Annotated in this window: 13 protein-coding genes, 3 pseudogenes and 1 CRISPR repeat array; of the genes and pseudogenes, 8 read left to right on the top strand and 8 right to left on the bottom strand. The window is 71.5% G+C overall.

The window, feature by feature from the left end; all coding sequences use genetic code 11:
- Positions 1 to 165 precede the first annotated feature (165 nt).
- Positions 166 to 1806: an amidohydrolase gene (locus ACEXOX_RS42685; RefSeq protein WP_406526000.1), complete on the bottom strand. Its 1641-nt coding sequence runs from the start codon at positions 1804 to 1806 to the stop codon at positions 166 to 168.
- A gap of 191 nt (positions 1807 to 1997) precedes the next feature.
- Positions 1998 to 2438 (bottom strand): Lrp/AsnC family transcriptional regulator, encoded by a 441-nt coding sequence (locus ACEXOX_RS42680; RefSeq protein WP_026170119.1) that lies wholly within the window; start codon positions 2436 to 2438, stop codon positions 1998 to 2000.
- 207 nt (positions 2439 to 2645) lie between these two features.
- Between ACEXOX_RS42680 and ACEXOX_RS42675 the strand changes: the two genes are divergently transcribed.
- Positions 2646 to 3068, top strand: a complete 423-nt coding sequence (locus ACEXOX_RS42675; RefSeq protein ID WP_406525999.1) for a hypothetical protein — start codon at positions 2646 to 2648, stop codon at positions 3066 to 3068.
- Positions 3069 to 3263: 195 nt separating this feature from the next.
- Here the strand turns inward: ACEXOX_RS42675 and ACEXOX_RS42670 are convergent, their stop codons facing one another.
- Together ACEXOX_RS42670 and ACEXOX_RS42665 are read right to left on the bottom strand one after the other, a co-directional pair.
- Positions 3264 to 4370, bottom strand: coding sequence for a phosphotransferase family protein (locus tag ACEXOX_RS42670; protein WP_406525998.1), 1107 nt, complete (start codon positions 4368 to 4370; stop codon positions 3264 to 3266).
- A gap of 55 nt (positions 4371 to 4425) precedes the next feature.
- Positions 4426 to 5556: pseudogene (locus ACEXOX_RS42665) on the bottom strand (hypothetical protein); the annotation flags it as partial.
- Positions 5557 to 5931: 375 nt separating this feature from the next.
- Here ACEXOX_RS42665 and ACEXOX_RS42660 point away from each other — a divergent pair.
- Positions 5932 to 6516 (top strand): annotated as a pseudogene (locus ACEXOX_RS42660) (pyridoxal-phosphate dependent enzyme); the annotation flags it as partial.
- Positions 6408 to 7124: a pyridoxal-phosphate dependent enzyme gene (locus tag ACEXOX_RS42655; protein WP_406526661.1), complete on the top strand. Its 717-nt coding sequence runs from the start codon at positions 6408 to 6410 to the stop codon at positions 7122 to 7124. The pseudogene ACEXOX_RS42660 and the gene ACEXOX_RS42655, both read left to right, overlap by 109 nt.
- A gap of 111 nt (positions 7125 to 7235) precedes the next feature.
- Here the strand turns inward: ACEXOX_RS42655 and ACEXOX_RS42650 are convergent, their stop codons facing one another.
- Positions 7236 to 8408: an acyl-CoA dehydrogenase family protein gene (locus tag ACEXOX_RS42650; protein ID WP_406525997.1), complete on the bottom strand. Its 1173-nt coding sequence runs from the start codon at positions 8406 to 8408 to the stop codon at positions 7236 to 7238.
- 516 nt (positions 8409 to 8924) lie between these two features.
- Here ACEXOX_RS42650 and ACEXOX_RS42645 point away from each other — a divergent pair.
- The gene (locus ACEXOX_RS42645) at positions 8925 to 10193 is read left to right on the top strand and encodes a glycoside hydrolase family 18 protein (protein WP_406525996.1); all 1269 of its coding nucleotides are present in this window, start codon (positions 8925 to 8927) and stop codon (positions 10191 to 10193) included.
- A gap of 501 nt (positions 10194 to 10694) precedes the next feature.
- Positions 10695 to 10966: direct repeats of the CRISPR family, unit length 28 nt; unit sequence GTGGTCCCCGCGGGTGCGGGGGTGTTCC.
- 123 nt (positions 10967 to 11089) lie between these two features.
- Here ACEXOX_RS42645 and ACEXOX_RS42640 read toward each other — a convergent pair.
- From ACEXOX_RS42640 to ACEXOX_RS42630, 3 genes and pseudogenes are all read right to left on the bottom strand, one after another.
- Positions 11090 to 11434 (bottom strand): hypothetical protein, encoded by a 345-nt coding sequence (locus tag ACEXOX_RS42640; protein ID WP_406525995.1) that lies wholly within the window; start codon positions 11432 to 11434, stop codon positions 11090 to 11092.
- A gap of 421 nt (positions 11435 to 11855) precedes the next feature.
- Positions 11856 to 14490: pseudogene (locus tag ACEXOX_RS42635) on the bottom strand (PA14 domain-containing protein).
- Positions 14491 to 14865: 375 nt separating this feature from the next.
- Positions 14866 to 15525 (bottom strand): TetR/AcrR family transcriptional regulator, encoded by a 660-nt coding sequence (locus tag ACEXOX_RS42630; protein ID WP_406525994.1) that lies wholly within the window; start codon positions 15523 to 15525, stop codon positions 14866 to 14868.
- A 257-nt stretch (positions 15526 to 15782) separates the two neighbouring features.
- On the opposite strand from ACEXOX_RS42630, the gene ACEXOX_RS42625 reads away from it, so the two are divergent.
- The 4 genes from ACEXOX_RS42625 to ACEXOX_RS42610 are packed head-to-tail and all read left to right on the top strand — an operon-like array spanning position 15783 to position 18197.
- Positions 15783 to 16304, top strand: a complete 522-nt coding sequence (locus tag ACEXOX_RS42625; protein ID WP_275127355.1) for a DUF6230 family protein — start codon at positions 15783 to 15785, stop codon at positions 16302 to 16304.
- Positions 16295 to 17284: a DUF6114 domain-containing protein gene (locus ACEXOX_RS42620; RefSeq protein WP_406525993.1), complete on the top strand. Its 990-nt coding sequence runs from the start codon at positions 16295 to 16297 to the stop codon at positions 17282 to 17284. The genes ACEXOX_RS42625 and ACEXOX_RS42620 overlap by 10 nt, the downstream gene beginning before the upstream one ends.
- Positions 17281 to 17598 (top strand): hypothetical protein, encoded by a 318-nt coding sequence (locus tag ACEXOX_RS42615; RefSeq protein WP_406525992.1) that lies wholly within the window; start codon positions 17281 to 17283, stop codon positions 17596 to 17598. Before ACEXOX_RS42620 ends, ACEXOX_RS42615 begins: the two co-directional genes overlap by 4 nt.
- Entirely contained in the window at positions 17595 to 18197 is a 603-nt protein-coding gene (locus ACEXOX_RS42610; RefSeq protein WP_406525991.1) for a hypothetical protein, read from the top strand. Before ACEXOX_RS42615 ends, ACEXOX_RS42610 begins: the two co-directional genes overlap by 4 nt.
- Positions 18198 to 18370 lie beyond the last annotated feature (173 nt).

Here is an 18370-nt window from a genome sequence, read left to right as displayed (position 1 = left end):
TGACGTCCTGTGGTGGACCCGGCCGAACCTACCGGCCGCCGACCGTGCGCTGTCAACAGTTGCCCGGACCGCGTGGTTTTCGCGTCGCCCCAGGCCGGCGCCCGCTCTCCCAGGTGGGGCAGGCGCCCACCGGCGCGTCCCGCGGTGGTACGCGCCCGCGTGAAGTCACTCGTTCGGCCGTCCGTACACCGTGCGACCGCCGACCACCGTCCACAGGCAGTCCGGCAGGTCCCGGCCGGGGGTCAGGTCGGGCAGGCCCGGGGTGCCGGAGCGGGGGTCGGTGGACCAGCGCTCGACCCGCTCGTCGGGGGCCTGTACGACGAGGTCGCCGGTGCGCCAGACCGCGTAGTCGGCGGGCGCGCCGGGCACCAGGACGCCCGCGTCGTCGCGGCCGATCGCGCGCCAGCCGCCGCGGGTGTGCGCGGTGAAGGCGGCGCGGGCGGAGATGCCGTGCTCGCGGGTGCGGTGGAAGACCGCGGCCCGTACGGTGCCCCACGGGTCCAGCGGGGTGACGGGGCTGTCGGAGCCCAGGGCGAGCGGGACGCCGGCCCGCAGCAGCGCGGCGTACGGGTTGAGGGTGCGGGCGCGTTCGGCGCCGAGCCGGGTGGCGTACATGCCGTCCTCGCCGCCCCAGGCCGCGTCGAAGGCGGGCTGTACGGAAGCGGTGAGGGCGAACTCGGCGAAGGCCGCGACGGTGGCCCCGGTGAGCATCTCGGCGTGCTCGACGCGGTGCCGGGCGGCCCGGATCCGGCCCAGGCCGACGCGGTCGGCGGCGGCCCGCACGCCGTCGGTGACGGCGGTCAGCGCGGCGTCGCCGATGGCGTGGAACCCGGCCTGGAGTCCGGCCTCGGTGCAGGCCGCGACGTGGGCGGCGACGGCGGCGGCGTCCAGGTGGGCGGTGCCGGTGTGGCCGGCGTCGGCGTACGGGGCGTGCAGGTGGGCGGTGTGCGAGCCGAGGGAGCCGTCGGCGAAGAGGTCACCGGCGGCGCCGATCGCGCCAAGGGCGCGGACCCGGTCGGCGTCCTTTGCGTTGGTGACGGTTTCGGCCCAGTAGCCGACTACGCGCGGTCCTGGCTCACGGGCGGCGCGGGCCAGCAGGGCGGTGAGGTCGTCCTCGCTGGAGATGTCGGGTCCCGCGCACTCGTGGAGGGTCCCGATGCCCCGGGAGGCCGCGTGCGCGAGCGCCGCGGCCTGGGCGGCGTCGCGCTGGGCGGGGGCGACCGTGGCGTACGCGGCGGCCCGCACGGCGTGGTGCGCGTCGCCCGTCAGCGGCTGCTCGGCGTGGAACCCGGGCAGGTCACGAATGCCGGGTACGAGGTCGAGCAGGGCAGTGGTGACGACCGCGGAATGCACGTCGACCCGGGTCAGGTAGAGCGGGCGGCCGCCGGTGGCCGCGTCCAGCTCGGCGCGGGACGGCGGCCGGTCCTCGGGCCAGGCGGTGGCGTCCCAGCCGTGTCCCAGGAGGATGCGGTCGGCCGGGCGGGCCGCCGTGTACTCCCGTACCCGGGCCAGCGCGTCGGGGATCGTGCGGGCTCCGGACAGGTCCAGGCCGGTGAGCGCGAGGCCGGTGGCCGTCGTGTGCACGTGTGCGTCCGTGAACGCCGGGGTGACGAGCGCGCCGTCGAGGTGGACGACCTCGTCCACGCCGTCGGCGAAGGATTCGGCGGCTCCCTCCTCGCCCACCCAGGCGATGCTGTCGCCCTCGACCACCATGGCGGTGGCGAAGGGGTCGGCGGGACTGTGGACCTCTCCGCCGCGCAGCAGGACGGTTCGGGGCCGGGCCGGATCGGGGGTGCGCTCACTCATAGCGGACAGTTTGGCCCCTGCGGGCGGCGGGCCCGCGCGCGGGGTCGGGATCTCGACGCACGGCGCACGCGCGCCGGAGCGCCCCGGGCGCGGTGCACGCCCGGGGCGCACGCTTCGAGTGCCCCGACCGTGCGCCGGGCGGGACACTCGGGGCGTGCGCCGGACGGGTGCCGGTGCGCGCCGGGCGGACGTCAGATGCGCGGCGGCCGGGCCTCGTACGGCGTGGAGAGCACGACCGTGGTCCGGGTGGAGACCCCGGCCAGCGTGCGGATCCGGGTCAGCAGGTGTTCCAGCTCCAGGGGCGTGGCCACCCGCACCTTCAGGATGTAGTTCTCGTCGCCCGCGACGCTGTGACAGGCCTCCAGCTCGGGCACCTCGGCCAGGCGGTCGGCGATGTCGTCCGGGGCGCTGGGGTCGAAGGGTTTCACCGAGATGAACGCGGTCAACGGCAGCCCCACCGCCTCGGGGTCCACGATGGCGGCATAGCCGCGAATGACACCGCGCTGCTCCAGACGGCGCACCCGCTGGTGCACCGCCGAAGTGGACAGGCCGGTGGCCTTGCCCAGGTCGGTGTAGCTCATCCGCCCGTCCTTGACGAGCAGATCCACGATTTGTCGGTCCAACTCCTCCACCCGATCAACCTACTGTGCTCGGGCGCGTGTGCGCACCGTACGCCGGATCGTGGCCGCGCTCGCGCGGCTCGTGTGACCAATACCACACGCGTGCTCCCGTTTCCCGCGGGTCTCGGCGATTATGCGCGGGGCATGAGGGGAATTGCTCGTGTTGGCCGGAGCCGCCCGCCATCGGAAGCCGGCGGCCGTGCGGCCCACCCGAGGGGGATGACCATCATGCGACGTCTGAAGACCGAATCCGCGCTGCTCGGCCTCGATGCCCAGGAGGGCGACAGTCCCGGCTTCACCGGCGAGGACGATCCGTACGACTCCTTCGAGACCATGGAGATCTTCCGGGTGACCTGCCCGGACTGCGCCCAGCCGATCGCCATGCTGGCCGACGAGGACACCCTGCCCGAGCACGCGCTGTGCCCGACGCCCTGGAACCCCTTCTGCCTGTCGGTGTGCGAGGGCTCGGGGCGGCCGGTGGCCGACGCCTCCTCGGCGGACGACTCGCTGGAGGCCCAGGAGCAGGACGCCGGTGTGCTGCTGACCCTGCCGGAGGGGCTGGACTGGCGCCGGCAGCCGTTCTCGCACGTGGGCGGGCCGGGTACGCGTCCGTCGCGCGTGCCACGGATGCGCCGGCCCTGAGGCCCGCGTCCGACCGGCGGGAGCGGGTGGCCGCTCCCGCGCCGTCCCGGCGCCGCTTGCGGAGGGCCGCCGGACCACCCGGCGGCCCTCCCTCGTGACGGCCCTCACCCGTAACGGCCCTCACCCGTAACAGCTCTCTCCCGGAGCGGCCCTCACCCAGCACGGCCCCCGTCACGGCCCTCCTCGTTACGGCCCTCACCAGCGCCGGTAACGGCCCTCGATCATCGCCTCCAGTGTGGCCCGGTGCATGATCAGCGCGTCCGGGTCGGCGGGTACGGGCGCCTCCCCGAAATGGACCTGGCGGTAGGCCACCCGCAGCATGACGACGGCGTGCCGCAGGGCCGCGTAGAGGGTGTGGAAGTCCATGGCGCGCGGTGCGTGGCCGGTGAGCCGGGCGTAGCGCTCCTCGACCCGGTCGCGGCGCAGCAGGCCGGGCAGACCCCGCTGGCCGCCGCTCTCCGCCAGGTCCTGGAAGAACCGGTGCAGATAGACCATCCAGCCGAGGTCGAGTTCGCGCGGGCCGGGTACGGCCATCTCCCAGTCCAGCACGGCGGCGGGCGTGAAGCCGTCGTAGACGATGTTGCCGATCCGTGCGTCGCCCCAGGTCAGTACGGTCTCGTCGGCTGCTTCGGACTCCGTCGGCCAGTGCTCGGCGAGCCAGGCGAAGCCGCGCTCGATCAGCGGGGACGGTTCCCGTCCGGCGACGACCCAGGCGTAGTAGGCCCGTTGGGCCGCCACGTGCCGCCGCAGTGCGCTCCCGCTGCCGGGCAGGGCGAGGAAGCCCGTCTCCCCGACGGGCACCTGGTCGTGGATCCGGGCGAGGACGGAGACCGTGCCCGCTTCCAGGTCCGCGCGCTCCGCGTCGGTAGCGGCGTGCAGCCAACTCCCCTCGTACGTATAGGGCATGACGTCAGGCGGTACGCGGCCCTCGGCGCGCTCCATCACGAAGAACGGTGCGCCGAGCGGCCCCGGGTCCTCCTCCAGCCACAGCGTGCGTGGCACGGGCACGTCGGTGTGCTCGGCCACCAGGCGCAGCGTGCGGTACTGGCGGGCCATGTCATAGGTGGGGAATACCGTGTAAGCGGCAGGGTCGGCAGCCAGACGCAAGGCACAGGAGCGGACGGGCGGACGGGGGTGGTCGATGTCGAAGAGCAGGGTTTCGCTGGACATGCCGTTGGAGGCGGGGACGGTCGCGGAGACCGCACGGGCACCGGGCAGGCGGGTGGCCAGCCACGCCGACAGCCGCCGGGTCAGCTCGCCCGGGTCGCGCGTGCTGGTGCGGGGCCGGGACGCGCCGCTCACGACCGCTCCTTCGGGGGGCCGGGCCGTCCGAACGGCCCGGTGCCTCAGCGGGCGATGCCCCGACGGCCTCCGCCACGTCGGCGTGCCCCGTGAAGCCGCTGGGATCGTGGCGGCCGAAGCTGCCGTGCTCGAAGATCCCGTATCCGGTACGGCCGTCGAGGGTGAAGCGGGCCGCGTGGTCGGTGACCCCGTAGGCCGCCCGCGGATGGGCGGCGGGGTCGGCGAGGTCGTAGGTGCGGCGGTCGGTCCAGCCGCGTCCGCGCCAGGTGCCGTGCTGCCAGTCGTCGGCGGGCGGGTAGCCCGCGCCGACGGCCAGGGGTGAGGAGGTGAGGATCTCGGCGGCGAGTTCGAGCGGTTTGCGTGACGGGTCGGTGAGGCGCAGCACGGCGCGCTCGGGGTGGCGGGTGCCCGGCCGGTAGGTGATGTCGGTATGCGGCCAGCCGAGTTGGATGTCGTGGGTGCCGTTGCGTACCAGCAGGGCCTCGTTGAGCGTACGGTGCCCGTCGGCGTCCTCCTGGACGACGACCATCACGAACCGGTCGTCGAAGCGGACCGGGCACCAGATCCAGTGGAAGCCCTCCGGCCGCGCTTCCTCGGCGGCCCGCCCGCCGTCCTCACCGGGTATCGGCCGCACGCCCCAGCTGCGGTCCCGGGTGCCGGTCCACTCCCCCGCCGTGACGGTCAGCCGCTCGCCGCCGGCGTGGATGGTGCCGGTACAGGTGCCCGCCTGGACGAACCGGCGGCCTTCGAGGACGAGCCGTCCGCCCCGGTACTGGGTGTGGTGCGGTTCCCAGACGGCCGGGAAGGCGGCGTGCCACACGAGGTCGCAGGAGAGGCCGTCGGGGTCGGCCGGGTCGGCGGCACAGTGCAGCCGGAGCCGTTCGAGGGGCCGGTCGACGGTGATCGTCAGCGGTCCGACGGTGAGGGCGAGGCGGTCGTCGGTGAGCGCGTCGGAGGCCCGTACGGCGTGCAGGCGGTCGCCGAGCCGCAAGGTGGCGTAGGCGTCGATGACACCGGTGTTGGGGTAGACACCGAGGCCGGCGACGAGCAGCGCGCGGCCGGTATGGTCCATGACGTGGAAGATGCAGCGGTCGTAGGCGTTGCGGTCGCCGGTGGCGACGTACCGCATGGACAGCGGCACTTGATGGACCGGGTATTCGTCGAGCGCGATCGGCCGGTCGGTCACGGGACACCTCCTGGACGCGCGGGCGGGCGCGGTCCGGTGGCCACGGGGGCGCGCGGTTCCGCCTCGGCGGCGACCGTTTCCGCGGGAGGAATTGACGGTACGTCAGGAGTACGCGCGGGACCATAGCCGTACCCGCGTCCGGCCGGGCGGGGGGCACAACCGTACCCACGCCCGTCCGGGCTGGCTCCGGGCCGGGACGGCACCACACCACGACAGCATCACCCGCCCCGAATCGCCCCGGCTCCGGCTCCGGTTCCGGCTCCGGCGGACACGGCGCCTCCCGTTGCGCTGTACGGCGGACACACCGCCGTACAGTGGGAGCCGTAAGCCATCGCGGGCACCGGCGACGCAACGGTGACGGAATGAGGGGGCACCATGACGACGGCCGGCTCCGCACAGGGCCCGAGCAGCCTGCACTGCCTGCGCTGCGGCCTGGAGGTGAGAGGGTTCACCGGCTGCCCCCGGTGCGCGGCGGAGGACATCGGGGCCAACGCGATGCCGCCGCTCGCCGACCTGGAGGGCCTGGAGCTGTCCTCGTACCCGGGCGGCCCGTGGGGCTGGCCGGAAACCCTGCCGGTCAGCGGCCCGCCGGTGACGCTCGGCGAGGGCGACACCCCGAACATACGGCTGCGCACCGACGCGGCCGCGCTCGGCGACGGGCTCGCGCCGGAGTGCGGCAGCGAGTTGTGGGTCAAGTACGAGGGCGGCAACCCGACCGGCTCGCACAAGGACCGGGCGATGGCGGTGGGTGTGGCGGCCGCGCTGGAGACCGGCGCCGACACCGTGGTCGCCGCGTCGTCCGGCAACGCGGGCGCGGCGGCGGCCGCCTACGCGGGCCGGGCCGGGCTGCGGTGCGTGGTCTTCACCGACGAGGGACTGCCGCCCGCGCTGGCCGCGCAGATGGATCTGCTGGGTGCCGAACAGGTGCGGTGCGAAGGCGGCTTCCTGGCCCGCAACGCCGCCATGGCGCGGGCCGTCGAGGAACACGGCTGGTATCCGCTCACCAGCTTCTCCGCCCCTCCCCCGGCGGCAATCCGTATGCCGACGAGGGCTACAAATCGGTGGCGTACGAGCTGGCACGCGACTTCGCCGGGCGGCGGATCGGCGCGGTGGTCGTACCGACCTGCCGGGCCGACCTGCTGTCCGGGATCGAGCGCGGTTTCCGGGAGCTGGCCGCGGCCGGTCTGGTGTCCGCGGCGCCCCGGATGGTGGCGGCCGAGCCCGCCGGGGCGGCGCCCTTCACCGCCGCCCTGCGCCACGCCGACCGCGCGGCCCAGGAGCGTACGCGTGTGAAGAGCCATCCCACCGCCGCCTTCTCACTCGGCGAGGAACGCCCGTGCTGGCAGGGGCTGGACGCGCTGTGGCGGTCCGGCGGCACGGCCGTCGCCGTGGCCGAGAAGGAGTTCGTGGCCGAACAGCGGCGCCTCGCCGAACAGGGAATGCTGCTGGAGGCGTCCTCCGCCGTAGCGGTCTCCGTGGCCCGCCGGATGCTGCGCGAGCTGCCGGAACTGGTGGTGGCGATCGGTACGGCGACGGGCATGAAGGAGCTGGCGTCGGCAGGCGAGTGACGGCACCACACCGCCAGGCCCGCCGCCCCGGGCGGCGGACGGCTTCCTGCCCGTCCACCGTACGGAAACTCTTCCCCCGGGATCCCGCGGGCGCCCCCGCACCCACGCCCCTCAGCGGGACTCGGGCCCCACCAGGTGCCGCGCGACGACCATGCGCTGGATCTGGTTGGTGCCCTCGACGATCTGGAGCACCTTGGCCTCGCGCATATAGCGCTCGGCCGGGAAGTCGAGCGTGTAGCCGTACCCGCCGAGCAGCTGGACGGCGTCCGTCGTGACGCGCATCGCGGCATCCGTGCAGAACAGCTTGGCCATCGCCGCTTCCTTCGCGAACGGCAGACCGGCGTCCTTGAGACGGGCGGCGGCCAGGTAGAGCGAACGGCCGGCCTCGATCTGGGTGGCCATGTCGGCGATCATGAAGCGCAGGCCCTGGAAGTCGGCGATCGGGCGGCCGAACTGCTGCCGGGAGGCGGTGTACTCCAGCGCCTCGTCCAGGGCGGCCTGGGCGATGCCGATCGCGCAGGCGGCGATCCCGAGACGGCCGGAGTCCAGGGCGGACAGCGCGATGGTGAAGCCCTGCCCCTCGTCCCCGATACGGCGGGCGTCGGGAATCCGTACGCCGTCGAAGTGCAGCTGGGCCGTGGGCGAGCCCTTCATGCCCATCTTGCGCTCGGGCGCGGCGGCGGTCAGCCCTTCCGCGTCGCCGGGCACCAGGAAGGCCGTGATGCCGCGGGCACCCTTGTCGCCGGTGCGCGCGAGCACGGTGTAGAAGTCCGCGACACCGCCGTGGGTGATCCACGCCTTGGTGCCCTCCAGGGTCCAGGTGTCCCCGTCGCGTACCGCGCGGGTGGTCAGGGAGGCGGCGTCGGAACCGGACGCGGGCTCGGAGAGGCAGTAGGCGCCGAGGAGACCGCCGCCGAGCATGGCGGGTAGGTGGGCGGCGCGCTGCTCCTTGGTGCCGAACGCGGCGAGCGCATGGCAGGCGAGGGTGTGCACACTGACGCCGAGGCCCACGGTCAGCCGCGCGGCCGCCAGCTCCTCCAGCACCTGGAGGTACACCTCGTAGGGCTGCTCCCCGCCGCCGAACTCCTCCGCGTACGGGAGGGACAGCAGACCGGACTCGGAGAGCAGGGCGAAGGTCTCCCGGGGGAACCGCCCCGCCTCCTCCTGCTCGGCGGCGACCGGCTTGATCTCACGGTCGAGGAGATCCCGCACCAAGGTCAGCAGGTCGCGGGCCTCCTCCGTGGGCAGCCTGCGGTCCACCGGCCGGGGGCCGTACTCGGTCATGGCGGCGCTCTCCTCCCTGTCGGGCGCTGCGACGGCGCCCGCGAGGGTGAGGCGGCGCCGCCGGTAGTTCGCACAGTGCTCAGCAGATGATCCCCCACCGGATCGCGGAGGGCGGTGACCTGCAGCTGTGGCGCTGTGAGTATGCCCGATCGACAGCGTCCCGTCACTGGTTGATCGAGATCTTGTTCCGGGCGGCCGGAACTTCGTCAGCACCGGAACCGACAGGCTCCCACCGACATCGGACCCGGCCAGATCCCCACCCCGCCGCCCATGCCTCCCCCACACCCCCTCCCGCGCGCCTCCCCCCGCAAGCCCCTTTCAGCTCCTTACATCCCCTTACGTCCCCCCGCACATCCCCTGGCGGCCGGGAGCTGTACGCGCCATGAAATTGGTCCAAACCATTGACCGCACTGGTCTAGTCCTTCTACGTTCTCCCCCGCAACACTCAACGCGTCCATGCCAATTCGGAACGCGTGTCCGTCCCGCACCGCCCTCGACCCCCTCCGAGGAGACGACATGCCCAGACCCGTCCGTACGCGATCACCGCGTCGGCTGATCGCCGCCACCACCGCACTGTGTACGGCCGCCCTGGCCGGCACCCTGTTCGCGGGCACCGCCGCCGCCGACCCCACCGGCAGCGCCAGCCCCGCGGCCGCCGCCCAGTCGGCCGGGACCCAGGCCGCCGGCGACAAGGTGGTCGGCTACTTCACCAACTGGGGCGTCTACGACCGCAATTACCACGTCAAGAACATTCAGACGTCCGGGTCCGCCGACAAGCTGACCCACATCAACTACGCCTTCGGCAACGTCCAGGGCGGCAAGTGCACCATCGGCGACGCGTACGCCGACTACGACAAGGCCTACACCGCCGACCAGAGCGTCGACGGCAAGGCCGACACCTGGGACGCGGGTGCCCTGCGCGGCAACTTCAACCAGCTGCGCAAGCTCAAGAAGCTGCACCCGAACCTCAAGGTGATCTGGTCCTTCGGCGGCTGGACCTGGTCCGGCGGCTTCGCCCAGGCCGCCAAGAACCCCAACGCCTTCGCGCAGTCCTGCCTGGACCTCGTCCAGGACAAGCGCTGGGCCGATGTCTTCGACGGCATCGACATCGACTGGGAGTACCCGAACGCCTGCGGCCTGACCTGCGACACCAGCGGCCGGGAAGCGTTCACCAACCTCGCCAAGGCGCTGCGCTCGAAGTTCGGCGGCAAGCTGGTGACGGCGGCCATCAGCGCCGACGCCTCGGCCGGCGGCAAACTGGACGCCGCCGACTACAAGGGCGCCGCGCAGTACCTCGACTGGTACAACCCCATGACGTACGACTACTTCGGCGCCTGGGACGCCAAGGGGCCGACGGCGCCGCACTCGCCGCTGACCTCGTACAACGGCATCCCGAAGGCCGGTTTCAACACCACCGACACCATCAAGAAGCTCAAGAGCCTGGGCGTCCCGGCCAACAAGCTCCTGCTGGGCCTCGGCTTCTACGGACGTGGCTGGCAGGGCGTGACACAGGACGCGCCGGGCGGCACGGCGACCGGCGCGGCGCCCGGCAAGTACGAGGCCGGCATCGAGGACTACAAACTCCTCAAGACCCGCTGCCCGGCAACCGGCAAGGTCGGCGGCACGGCATACGCCAAGTGCGGCAGCCAGTGGTGGAGCTACGACACCCCGGAGACCATCGGCACCAAGATGGCGTACAAGAACCAGCAGGGCCTGGGCGGCACATTCTTCTGGGAGCTTAGCGGCGACACGGCGAACGGTGAGCTGATCAAGTCCATCAAGTAGGCGGTCACGGCAGGCACGACCTGCGCGCCCGGACAGGGCGCAGCCCCTCGAAGCACACGGGGTCAGGGAAAGCCGTAGCAGCAGTCGCCCCAGAGTAACGATGAAGCCGGGCCCGTTCTCACGGGTTCGGCTTCATCTCCATACATCACATCCATACACACGCACGAACGGGAAATCTGCTCGCGATCTCCGACAACTCCTCCTGCCAACACGGGCCATGGGAGTGCAGAGCCCAGCGCCCGCGAAGCGCGTTAAGGTACCGACAGAGCTACACTTCCTCGGCGACAAGCGCCGGGAAGCGGCTCCATCGAGGCCCGACCCCCTGAAACACACCGAGCCCACCCCTCGCCCCCAACCCCCACCTCCCGCTCACGCCCCGCTCCCACACCCTGCACGAACGGAGCAGCCCGTCGATGCCTGCGCGTATGCCGGTTATGTCGAATTCAGCGGAAGTAAGTAAAACCAACAGCTCCGCCTGCTGAAGCTGCCGGTCAGGGGCCTGTGGTCCCCGCGGGTGCGGGGGTGTTCCACATCACCAGCCCGCCGTCCGTGCGGAGGTGCCGGTGGTCCCCGCGGGTGCGGGGGTGTTCCCTGCCCGCCATCGCCACCGCCCACCCCGAACCGGTGGTCCCCGCGGGTGCGGGGGTGTTCCCAGGTGGTGCGGGGCCCGGCCGCAGGCGATGCCGTGGTCCCCGCGGGCGCGGGGGTTTCCCCCGGCCTGCCACCTCCGCGCCTGGCTGTACTGGTGGTCCCCGCGGGTGCGGGGGTGTACCAGCATGTCCCCGCGCAGGCGCCGTTCCGCCCCAGCGCGCCACCTCCCGTCGATGCAGTCGGGAACGGCTGCGAAGGTGTTCACGAGCCGGGGCGTCGAAGCGGTTCGGTTCTGTTCGTGCGGGTCAGTCGAAGATGACCGACCGCAGTTTGAGGCGCTCTGAGGCGCCGCCGGTGCGTGGCCGCAGGCGGAAGGAGTCGCCCTGGCAGTCGGTGCCGGTGAAGACGGTTGCCCAGGCGTCGGTGCGGTTCTTCGGTGAATGGCCTGGCTGTGGGTTTTCCTGGCCGACGCCGTGGAGGTTGATGCAGTGACCGCTGGGCGGGTTGTTGAGGAAGCCGCTGGCCTCGTCCCCCTCCACAGTCACGTAGGAGAAACGGAACTGCCCTGTCGCTGCGTAGGCCGAGCCAGGAGTGGCGGTCAGGAGTAGGGCGGCACCGAGCACGGTGGTGAAGGCGGAGCGAAGACGCATCAGCGGGTCTCTCTGCAGGTGGGAAAGTTGCCGCTGGCACCTCTGCCCGCTCCAGTGCACGCGCACCCATGCATCACCCTCACGAGTGACGGCGAAACGTGCCTGCACTGCCCCGAACGGCGTCGACGGTTGGTTCGTCGGCGTCGCTGCGCACCATGCCACGTGCCTGTTGACGACGGTCGCGGGTGGGATGTTTTCGGGGGCTTGGACTTGTGTGCTGCCGGTGTTCGAGGCTCAGTCCCTTGTCGGGTTCCGGCGAGTCCGGGCCTATACGACATTCCCGGCGGCCTATCGCCGTTTCGGCCCAGTACCTCGGCGCACTGGCTGTGCACGTCCCGGCCCGCCGGCGGCCCCCAGCGGCACGCTTCGGGTGTTCCCGCGTGTCCCGGGCCAGTCGCAGAGCCCGGGGCGCGCGGGGCCGTCACCCTCCCGCCGCCGCTCCGGCGGCGATGACCTCGCGGTTGACGGCGCGGACGCGGGCCGGATCGACCTTGAGTTTCCGCCGGTCGTACGTCCAGAAACCGTTGAGTTCGTTCTCCAGGTCGGACACCTGCGTGTAGACCGAGCCGGACAGTTCCTCGCCTGCCTGGCGCAGGTAGAACCTCCGGGTGTTGTCGACGTATTTCCGGGTCAGCGCCTCCGGGTCTGCCACCCCGCTGTAGATCACGGTGGGGGTGCCGGGCCACATGTGGCCGGGGGTGCGCAGCGTGAAGCCGCCGTGTTCGCCGTCCATGGCGGCCCGGCGTTCGTCGGGGGCGGGCGGGTCGACGTTGTTGTAGTCGTGGTGATCGATGATGTCACCCTTGCCCGAATCACCCTTGGAGTCACAGCAGTTGACGCCGCTGTGCGCGTTGACGACGCGCGAGGGGTCGGCGGCCTTGACGGACTCGGCCAGCCGGCCGGTGGCAGCACGGTCCCACTCGCCCCAGCCCTCGTTGAAGACGACGTAACCGCCGACAGCCGGCGAGTTGTGCGTCTGCCGCATCATCTCCCTGCCCTGGTCCGTGAAGGCCCGCTGCCCCCGCTCGTCGGTGATGATGCCGGAGACGAAGTCCTGCCACACCAGCAGTCCGAGCCGGTCCGCGTGGTAGTACCAGCGGGGCGACTCGACCTTGATGTGCTTGCGCACCGCGTTGAAACCGAGCCGCTTCTGCCCCTCCAGGTCGAAGCGGAGCGCCTCGTCGCTGGGTTGGGTGTGCAGGCCGTCCGGCCAGAAGCCCTGGTCCAGCATGGCGAGGGAGAAGAAGGGCTTGCCGTTCAGTACGAGCTTGGGGTGGCCGCCGACCTTCTGTACGCCGATGGAGCGCATCCCGAAGTAGCTCTTGACCGAGTCCCTCGACCCGCCGTCGCGCAGGGTGACTTCGAGGCCGTACAGGTACGGGTCGTCCGGCGACCACAGGTGCTGGTTCCGCACCTTCAGGTTCAGCTCTGCGTTGGCCGGTCCGGTGACCCTGCCGACCACCCTGCCGTCCTTGTCCCGCGCCACAGCCGTGACCTTCGCCTGCGAGGAGGCATTACGGGACTCCGCCGACACCTTGAGGGTGCTGCTGCCGATGTCGGGCGTGCTGACGATCCTGTCGATGGCCGTCCTGGCGACAGGTTCCATCCAGACGGTCTGCCAGATACCGGAGGACTGGGTGTAGAAGATGCCCCCGGGGCGCGGTGTCTGCTTGCCCTTCGGCTGGTTGGCGCCGCCGGTGTCGGTGACGCCGACGATGATCTCCTGCCGGCCGCCCTTCTTCAGCGCGTCGGTGATGTCGGCGCTGAACCCGGCGTAGCCGCCGGTGTGCTGGGCCACCTGCTTGCCGTTGACCCACACTCGCGCCTCGTAGTCGACGGCACCGAAGTTGAGCTTGAGGCGCCGCGCGTTGCCGACGTGCCAGCTCTTGGGGACGGTGACGAGCCTGCGGTAGAACATGTGGTCCTCGTGCCGCTCGATCCCGGAGAGCTGCGACTCGACGGGGAACGGCACCGTGATCTTCTCAGCCAGCCGCTTGCCGAACGCGGGCTGCTCGCCCTTACGGGCCCCGGCGAACTCCCACCGGCCGTTGAGGTTCTTCCACTCGGCCCGCTTCTCCTGCGGGCGGGGGTACTCGGGCAGCGGGTTGTCCGGGGCGGCCTTGTCGCCCCACTCGGTGGTGAGCCGGTGGGTGGAGAGGTTCCCGGCCGCGCGGATCACCACCGGCACGGGCTTCCCTCCGCTGGACAGCCCGCCCTTGCCGTCGTAACCGAACCGTACCCGCTGCCCCTTCTGGACGGGCCCGGCCAGTGCGAGGACCACCGAGCGCGGGTCGTTACCGTCCCTGACGACCGACTCCACGGGCATCTGTGTGTTGTCGACCTCCAGCATCAGGTGCTCCATGAGCGCCTCGGCCCCACGGACCTCACCCTCGAACGTCGCCCGCAACCGGCGCCCGTCGGCACCGACGGTGAGATCCACCGGGTACGGCTCGAAGCCGTCCGGCAGGGTGAAGGCCGACTCAGGTACCGGCTGCCTCCCGACGTCCGGGCTCTGCCAGCTCAGCACCATGTTGGAACCGCCGGTGTCCTGGAACATCTCGTACCGGAAGTCGTACCGCCGGCCGGCGGTGAGTTCGAGGGGTCGCTCTTGACCTCGACGTCCCAATCGGGCTTCCAGTGGTCGATGACCGGCTTGCCGTCGATGAAGAACCGGAAGCCGTTGTCCCCCTTGGCGAAGAAGGTGAACTTCCCGCTCCTGGGCACCTCGATCTTGCCGCTCCACCGGGCCGTGGTGTGCTCCGTGCGCCCGGTGGTGAGCCGGAAGACGGAACTCAGGTCGGGGAAGTCGACGGCCGGTTCCAGGGTCGTCCCGCCGAGTTCGGCGAAGTCGCGGGCACCGGGCTCGGACATCCGGAAGTACTCGCCCTTGAGGCCGCGTCCGTCTCCCTTCGCGGCCTTTGACATGCGGTCGGCCCCTCCCCCACCGCACGCGCAGGCGGTGCGAGGCTGAGGCTACTGACTGGCAACGCTACGGCGAGGGCGAACAGGAGGGCTCGCAACAGCAGTTGAGGGGGCGAGTGCCGGGGGCGTCTCACGCGGTGTCTTCGGTGCAGGACACCTCTGGCACGCAGGCTCAGGCGACACGAAGAAGGAAACATAGACAAACAGTTAGGCACAACGAGCACCGCAAAACAACAGTTCTGCACGAGAATTGGCCCGCCACCAGTCGCGTTCGGCCATTCCCCGTCACCGTGCGACACGAAGCGGTACCGCGCCACGGGCAACGGCCTTGCATCGCCCGCGCAGGGGGCAGCCCGCGGCCTCATCCGGCGCACGACGCACGACGCACGGGGGCGTGCCCCGCCGTACGACACGCCTGCGTCCGCACCCCCTTCCCCCTCCCCTTTTCCCTCCCGCCCCCACCCCCTCTACTCGCGCGCCCCCGGAGCGAGGCCGCGCCCCCGTACCCCTCAGCTGACAGGCGGCCGACTGGGCGCAGGGCAGGTGGGCTCGTACTCCTCGATCAGCCGCAGGGTGTCCCCCAGCCCCCGGACCAGCAGCGATCCGACCGTCTCCCGGTCCAGCTCCTGCCGCGCGATCCATTCGAGAGTGACGCCCTCGACGCTGGAGAGCCAGCCGACCAGCGCCGTACGGGCCAGCGCGGGCATGTCCGCACGCCCCCAGGCGGCGTGCGCGATGGTGCCGAGCAGCCGTTCCCGTACCTCCGCCCGGATGGCGAGCACCTGAGCATCGAAGCCGACACCGCCCGTGACGATGGCGCGGTAGGCCGCCTGGTGGTGCTGGGCGTAGCGCAGATAACCGTCGATCGTGTGCTGCACCCGCTCCACGGGCGGCAGGTCGTGGGTGCTCGCCGCGCGCCGGACCAGTTCCGCGACGGCGTCCTCGATGATCGCGAGGTAGTAGCCGCGCTTGTTCTTGAAGTAGTAGTAGATCAGGCCCTTGGCGACACCGGCCTGGCGGGCGATGTCGTCCATGGACAGGGCGTCGTAGGAGGTGTCGGCGAACAGTCTCCTTCCGGTGGCGATCAGTTCGGCACGACGTGCCTGCGAACGCTCGGTGACGCGGGCGACCCGTGGGACACCGGGTCCGCGCTGTTGACTATTATTCAATTCGAGCCCTAGTCTCCAACTGCCGCGAATTTTCCGCAGTATGGCAGAAGTACGCCACCTGCGGCTTCGTCCCGTGGCGGCTCCACCAGGCACTTCCCTCGCGCGCTCGCACGTGTCCACGGCTGCGCCGGCAGCCGCCCCATCGCTGCCCCGGGGAGGAAGCAGTGAGCAAGAAAAGGCGGCCGTTGCCGCAGGGACGCACCTCCTGGAAGAAGACCGCGGTCACGGCCATCCCCGCGGTGCTCGCGGTCGGCGCGATGGCCTCGGTGATGGCCGAGGGCGCGCTCGCCGCGTCGTTCGCCGTCTCGGGCACCAACTTCCAGGTCTCATCGGGCAAGCTGACCAGCCAAGGGCTGGCTTCCTACGTACACACCGACCGCGACGTGAGCGGCAAGGGACACTCCGTCGCGCTGCTCGGCCTCGGCAGGGCCACACTGAGCGACATCTGCCAGGCGGCCGAGGTCAAGACGCCGCTGGGCACCGTGGTGTTCAAGCTGACCGCGGGCGGCGACGCCGGACAGGTCACCGCCGACAGCCTCGTCATCGACGCCGAGGACCTGGTGGGCGACGCCCGCTTCGGCACGGCGCAGATCGGGCGGGACGCCTCCACCCTCGACCAGGTGCCCGGCGTCCAGGGCGAGAAGGGCAAGTTCGGCCTCCAGGCCGGGGACATCGAGGTCGCCGGGGTCAGATCCCACGCATGGTCCGCCACCGGCGGCAACTTCCGCCTCAAGGGCCTGCGGCTGGACGTGAGTCTGGACGGCAAGAAGTGCTTCTGACCACCCGGCGCCCGGCCGTCAGGCTCCCCTGGCCCGAGCGACGGGCGGCGTTCCGCGGCTGGCGGCGGACCCGGCCGTTCTGGGCCGGACTGCTGCTGGTCCTGGGCGGCGCGGAACTGCTGCTCATACCGCTGTCGCCGCTGACCGTACTGATCAGCCTCGGCCTGGGCGGACTGGCCGCCATCGGCATCGGGCTGGCGCTGATCGTGGCCGGGCTGTTCCTGTGGCTGCGCCCGGCCGCGCACCACTACGTGAGCCTGCACGCGCTGATCCTGTCCGTCCTGTCGTTCGCGGCGACCAACCTGGGCGGGTTCCTGCTGGGAATGGGGCTGGGCATCGCGGGCAGCGCGATGGGATTCGGGTGGACGCCGTTGCGGGAAGAGGGGGAGGGAAAGGACGGGAAGGACGGGAAGGACAGTGAGAGCAACAGGGTCGACGGGGACGACAGGGACGACAACAGGAACCGGAACAAAACCCTCGCCATAACCCTGCCGATCGTCCTGACCGCGATCATCACCACCCCCACCGAACCCGCGCACGCGGCAACCGGCATCCCCGCACCGTCCACCCCGCCGACGGTGACCACGACGATGTTCGCACCCAAGGGCTTCATGCTGGCCGGCGTCACCGAGGTGCAGACGGCCGACGGGCCGGTCAAGGCGATGGTCCTCCGCATGAAGGCCGCCTCGCTCACGGACTACCGGCTCACCACCCGTGACGCCGGCGGCCCCCAACTCAGCCTCGGTGCCCGCAGTCTGGACCTCAACGGCAATGTGACGCTGTACCTCACCAAGTTCAGCGGCTGTCTGGAAGGGCTGATCTGTCTGACCTTCACGCCGGACACCCTCCCGGTGCCGCCCGTCGTACCGCCGTTCGTCTTCATGACCGACGTGGACGCCGAACAAGCCCTGGTCGCCTCCGACCTGATCGTCGCGGACGGGCTGACCCTGGACGCCGGGCCGGGAGCTGGGACGGCATGATCGGGTTGCCGGCCGCGCTGTTCTGGGCGTACGCCATCGGCTCGACGTTCGCGCTCTCCGCCGCCCGGCAGCTGCAGTTCCTCGAACGCCGCGCCGCCGACCGCACCGGCCTGCCCGCGCTGCTCGCCCCGCGCCTCGTCAGCCGTGCGGCGAACCCGTACCTGTGTCTCACGCTCCTGTACGCCGCGGTGCTGCTGGTACCCACCGGTCTCTTCCTGATGTGGCAGAACCCGTCCTGGTCGACGATGCACATCGCCGACGGGCACCGCGGTGTCTGGGCGGGCTTCCCCTCCTCTACGCGGGCGGTGTCGTGACCGCCGCCCTCCTCGGCTTCCTGATCGCGCAGGCGCTGTGCCTGGTCGGCGCGGGCTACTGGGCGTATCTGAACTGCGTCGGCGGCTCCTTCCTGCTCTTCGGCACCCTCGTACACGGCTGGGACGGCCAGGGCTACCGCCGCTTCCTGACCACGGACGGCGCCGCACTGCGCGCCTGGCCGCAGGACAGCGTCATCAACAACGTCCTGCGCTTCCTCACCTCCGGCACCTTCCTCACCCTCCTGTTCCTCGGCGCCGCCGTCATCGGCACCATGCTGCTGGTGGAGATCGGCTGGCTCGCCGAAGGGTGGCTGCTGCCGGGCGGTGCCCAGGACCGAAAGGTCCCGCGCTTCCTCGCCGTAGCCATCGCGGGAGCCGGCCTCTACGGGCTACCGCTGGCCGGCGCCGTCCTGGCGAGCACGCTGGTCCGCTTCCTCGGCTACCCGGTCGGTCTCATGGTCTTCGCCGCCGTGGCAGGAACGCTCCTGCTGCCGCGTCGTTCCCCCGTCCGCAGGCTGTACGGGCTGGTGGGCCTCCCGAAGGCGCACTGGCGGGCCACCTCGGACCTCCTCCCCGAGAGGCGGACGGCCCCCACCTGACCGTACGCCCGCCCCGACCAGCGACCCCGACCATTCCCCGGCCTTTACTGCCCCGCCCCGTACGAGCACCATCGGCGTACGGGACAGCGACGGTAGCCGGAACTGGAACCAGAGCCGGACCCGGACCCGGACCCGGACCCGGAACTGGTACCAGAACCGGAGCCGGACCCGGA

The organism is Streptomyces sp. Ac-502, from assembly GCF_045222935.1.
Lineage (GTDB): Bacteria > Actinomycetota > Actinomycetes > Streptomycetales > Streptomycetaceae > Streptomyces > Streptomyces monomycini.
The sequence above is the reverse complement of the archived record's forward strand: the minus strand, read 5'-3'. Positions and strand labels throughout refer to the sequence as shown.

Excerpts from the sequence above, each read along its gene's own strand:
- ACEXOX_RS42685 (WP_406526000.1), bottom strand. The coding sequence starts at position 1,806 with ATGAGTGAGCGCACCCCCGATCCGGCCCGGCCCCGAACCGTCCTGCTG.
- ACEXOX_RS42675 (WP_406525999.1), top strand. The coding sequence starts at position 2,646 with ATGACCATCATGCGACGTCTGAAGACCGAATCCGCGCTGCTCGGCCTC.
- ACEXOX_RS42650 (WP_406525997.1), bottom strand. The coding sequence starts at position 8,408 with ATGACCGAGTACGGCCCCCGGCCGGTGGACCGCAGGCTGCCCACGGAG.
- ACEXOX_RS42645 (WP_406525996.1), top strand. The coding sequence starts at position 8,925 with ATGCCCAGACCCGTCCGTACGCGATCACCGCGTCGGCTGATCGCCGCC.
- ACEXOX_RS42640 (WP_406525995.1), bottom strand. The coding sequence starts at position 11,434 with ATGCGTCTTCGCTCCGCCTTCACCACCGTGCTCGGTGCCGCCCTACTC.
- ACEXOX_RS42625 (WP_275127355.1), top strand. The coding sequence starts at position 15,783 with ATGGCCTCGGTGATGGCCGAGGGCGCGCTCGCCGCGTCGTTCGCCGTC.
- ACEXOX_RS42615 (WP_406525992.1), top strand. The coding sequence starts at position 17,281 with ATGATCGGGTTGCCGGCCGCGCTGTTCTGGGCGTACGCCATCGGCTCG.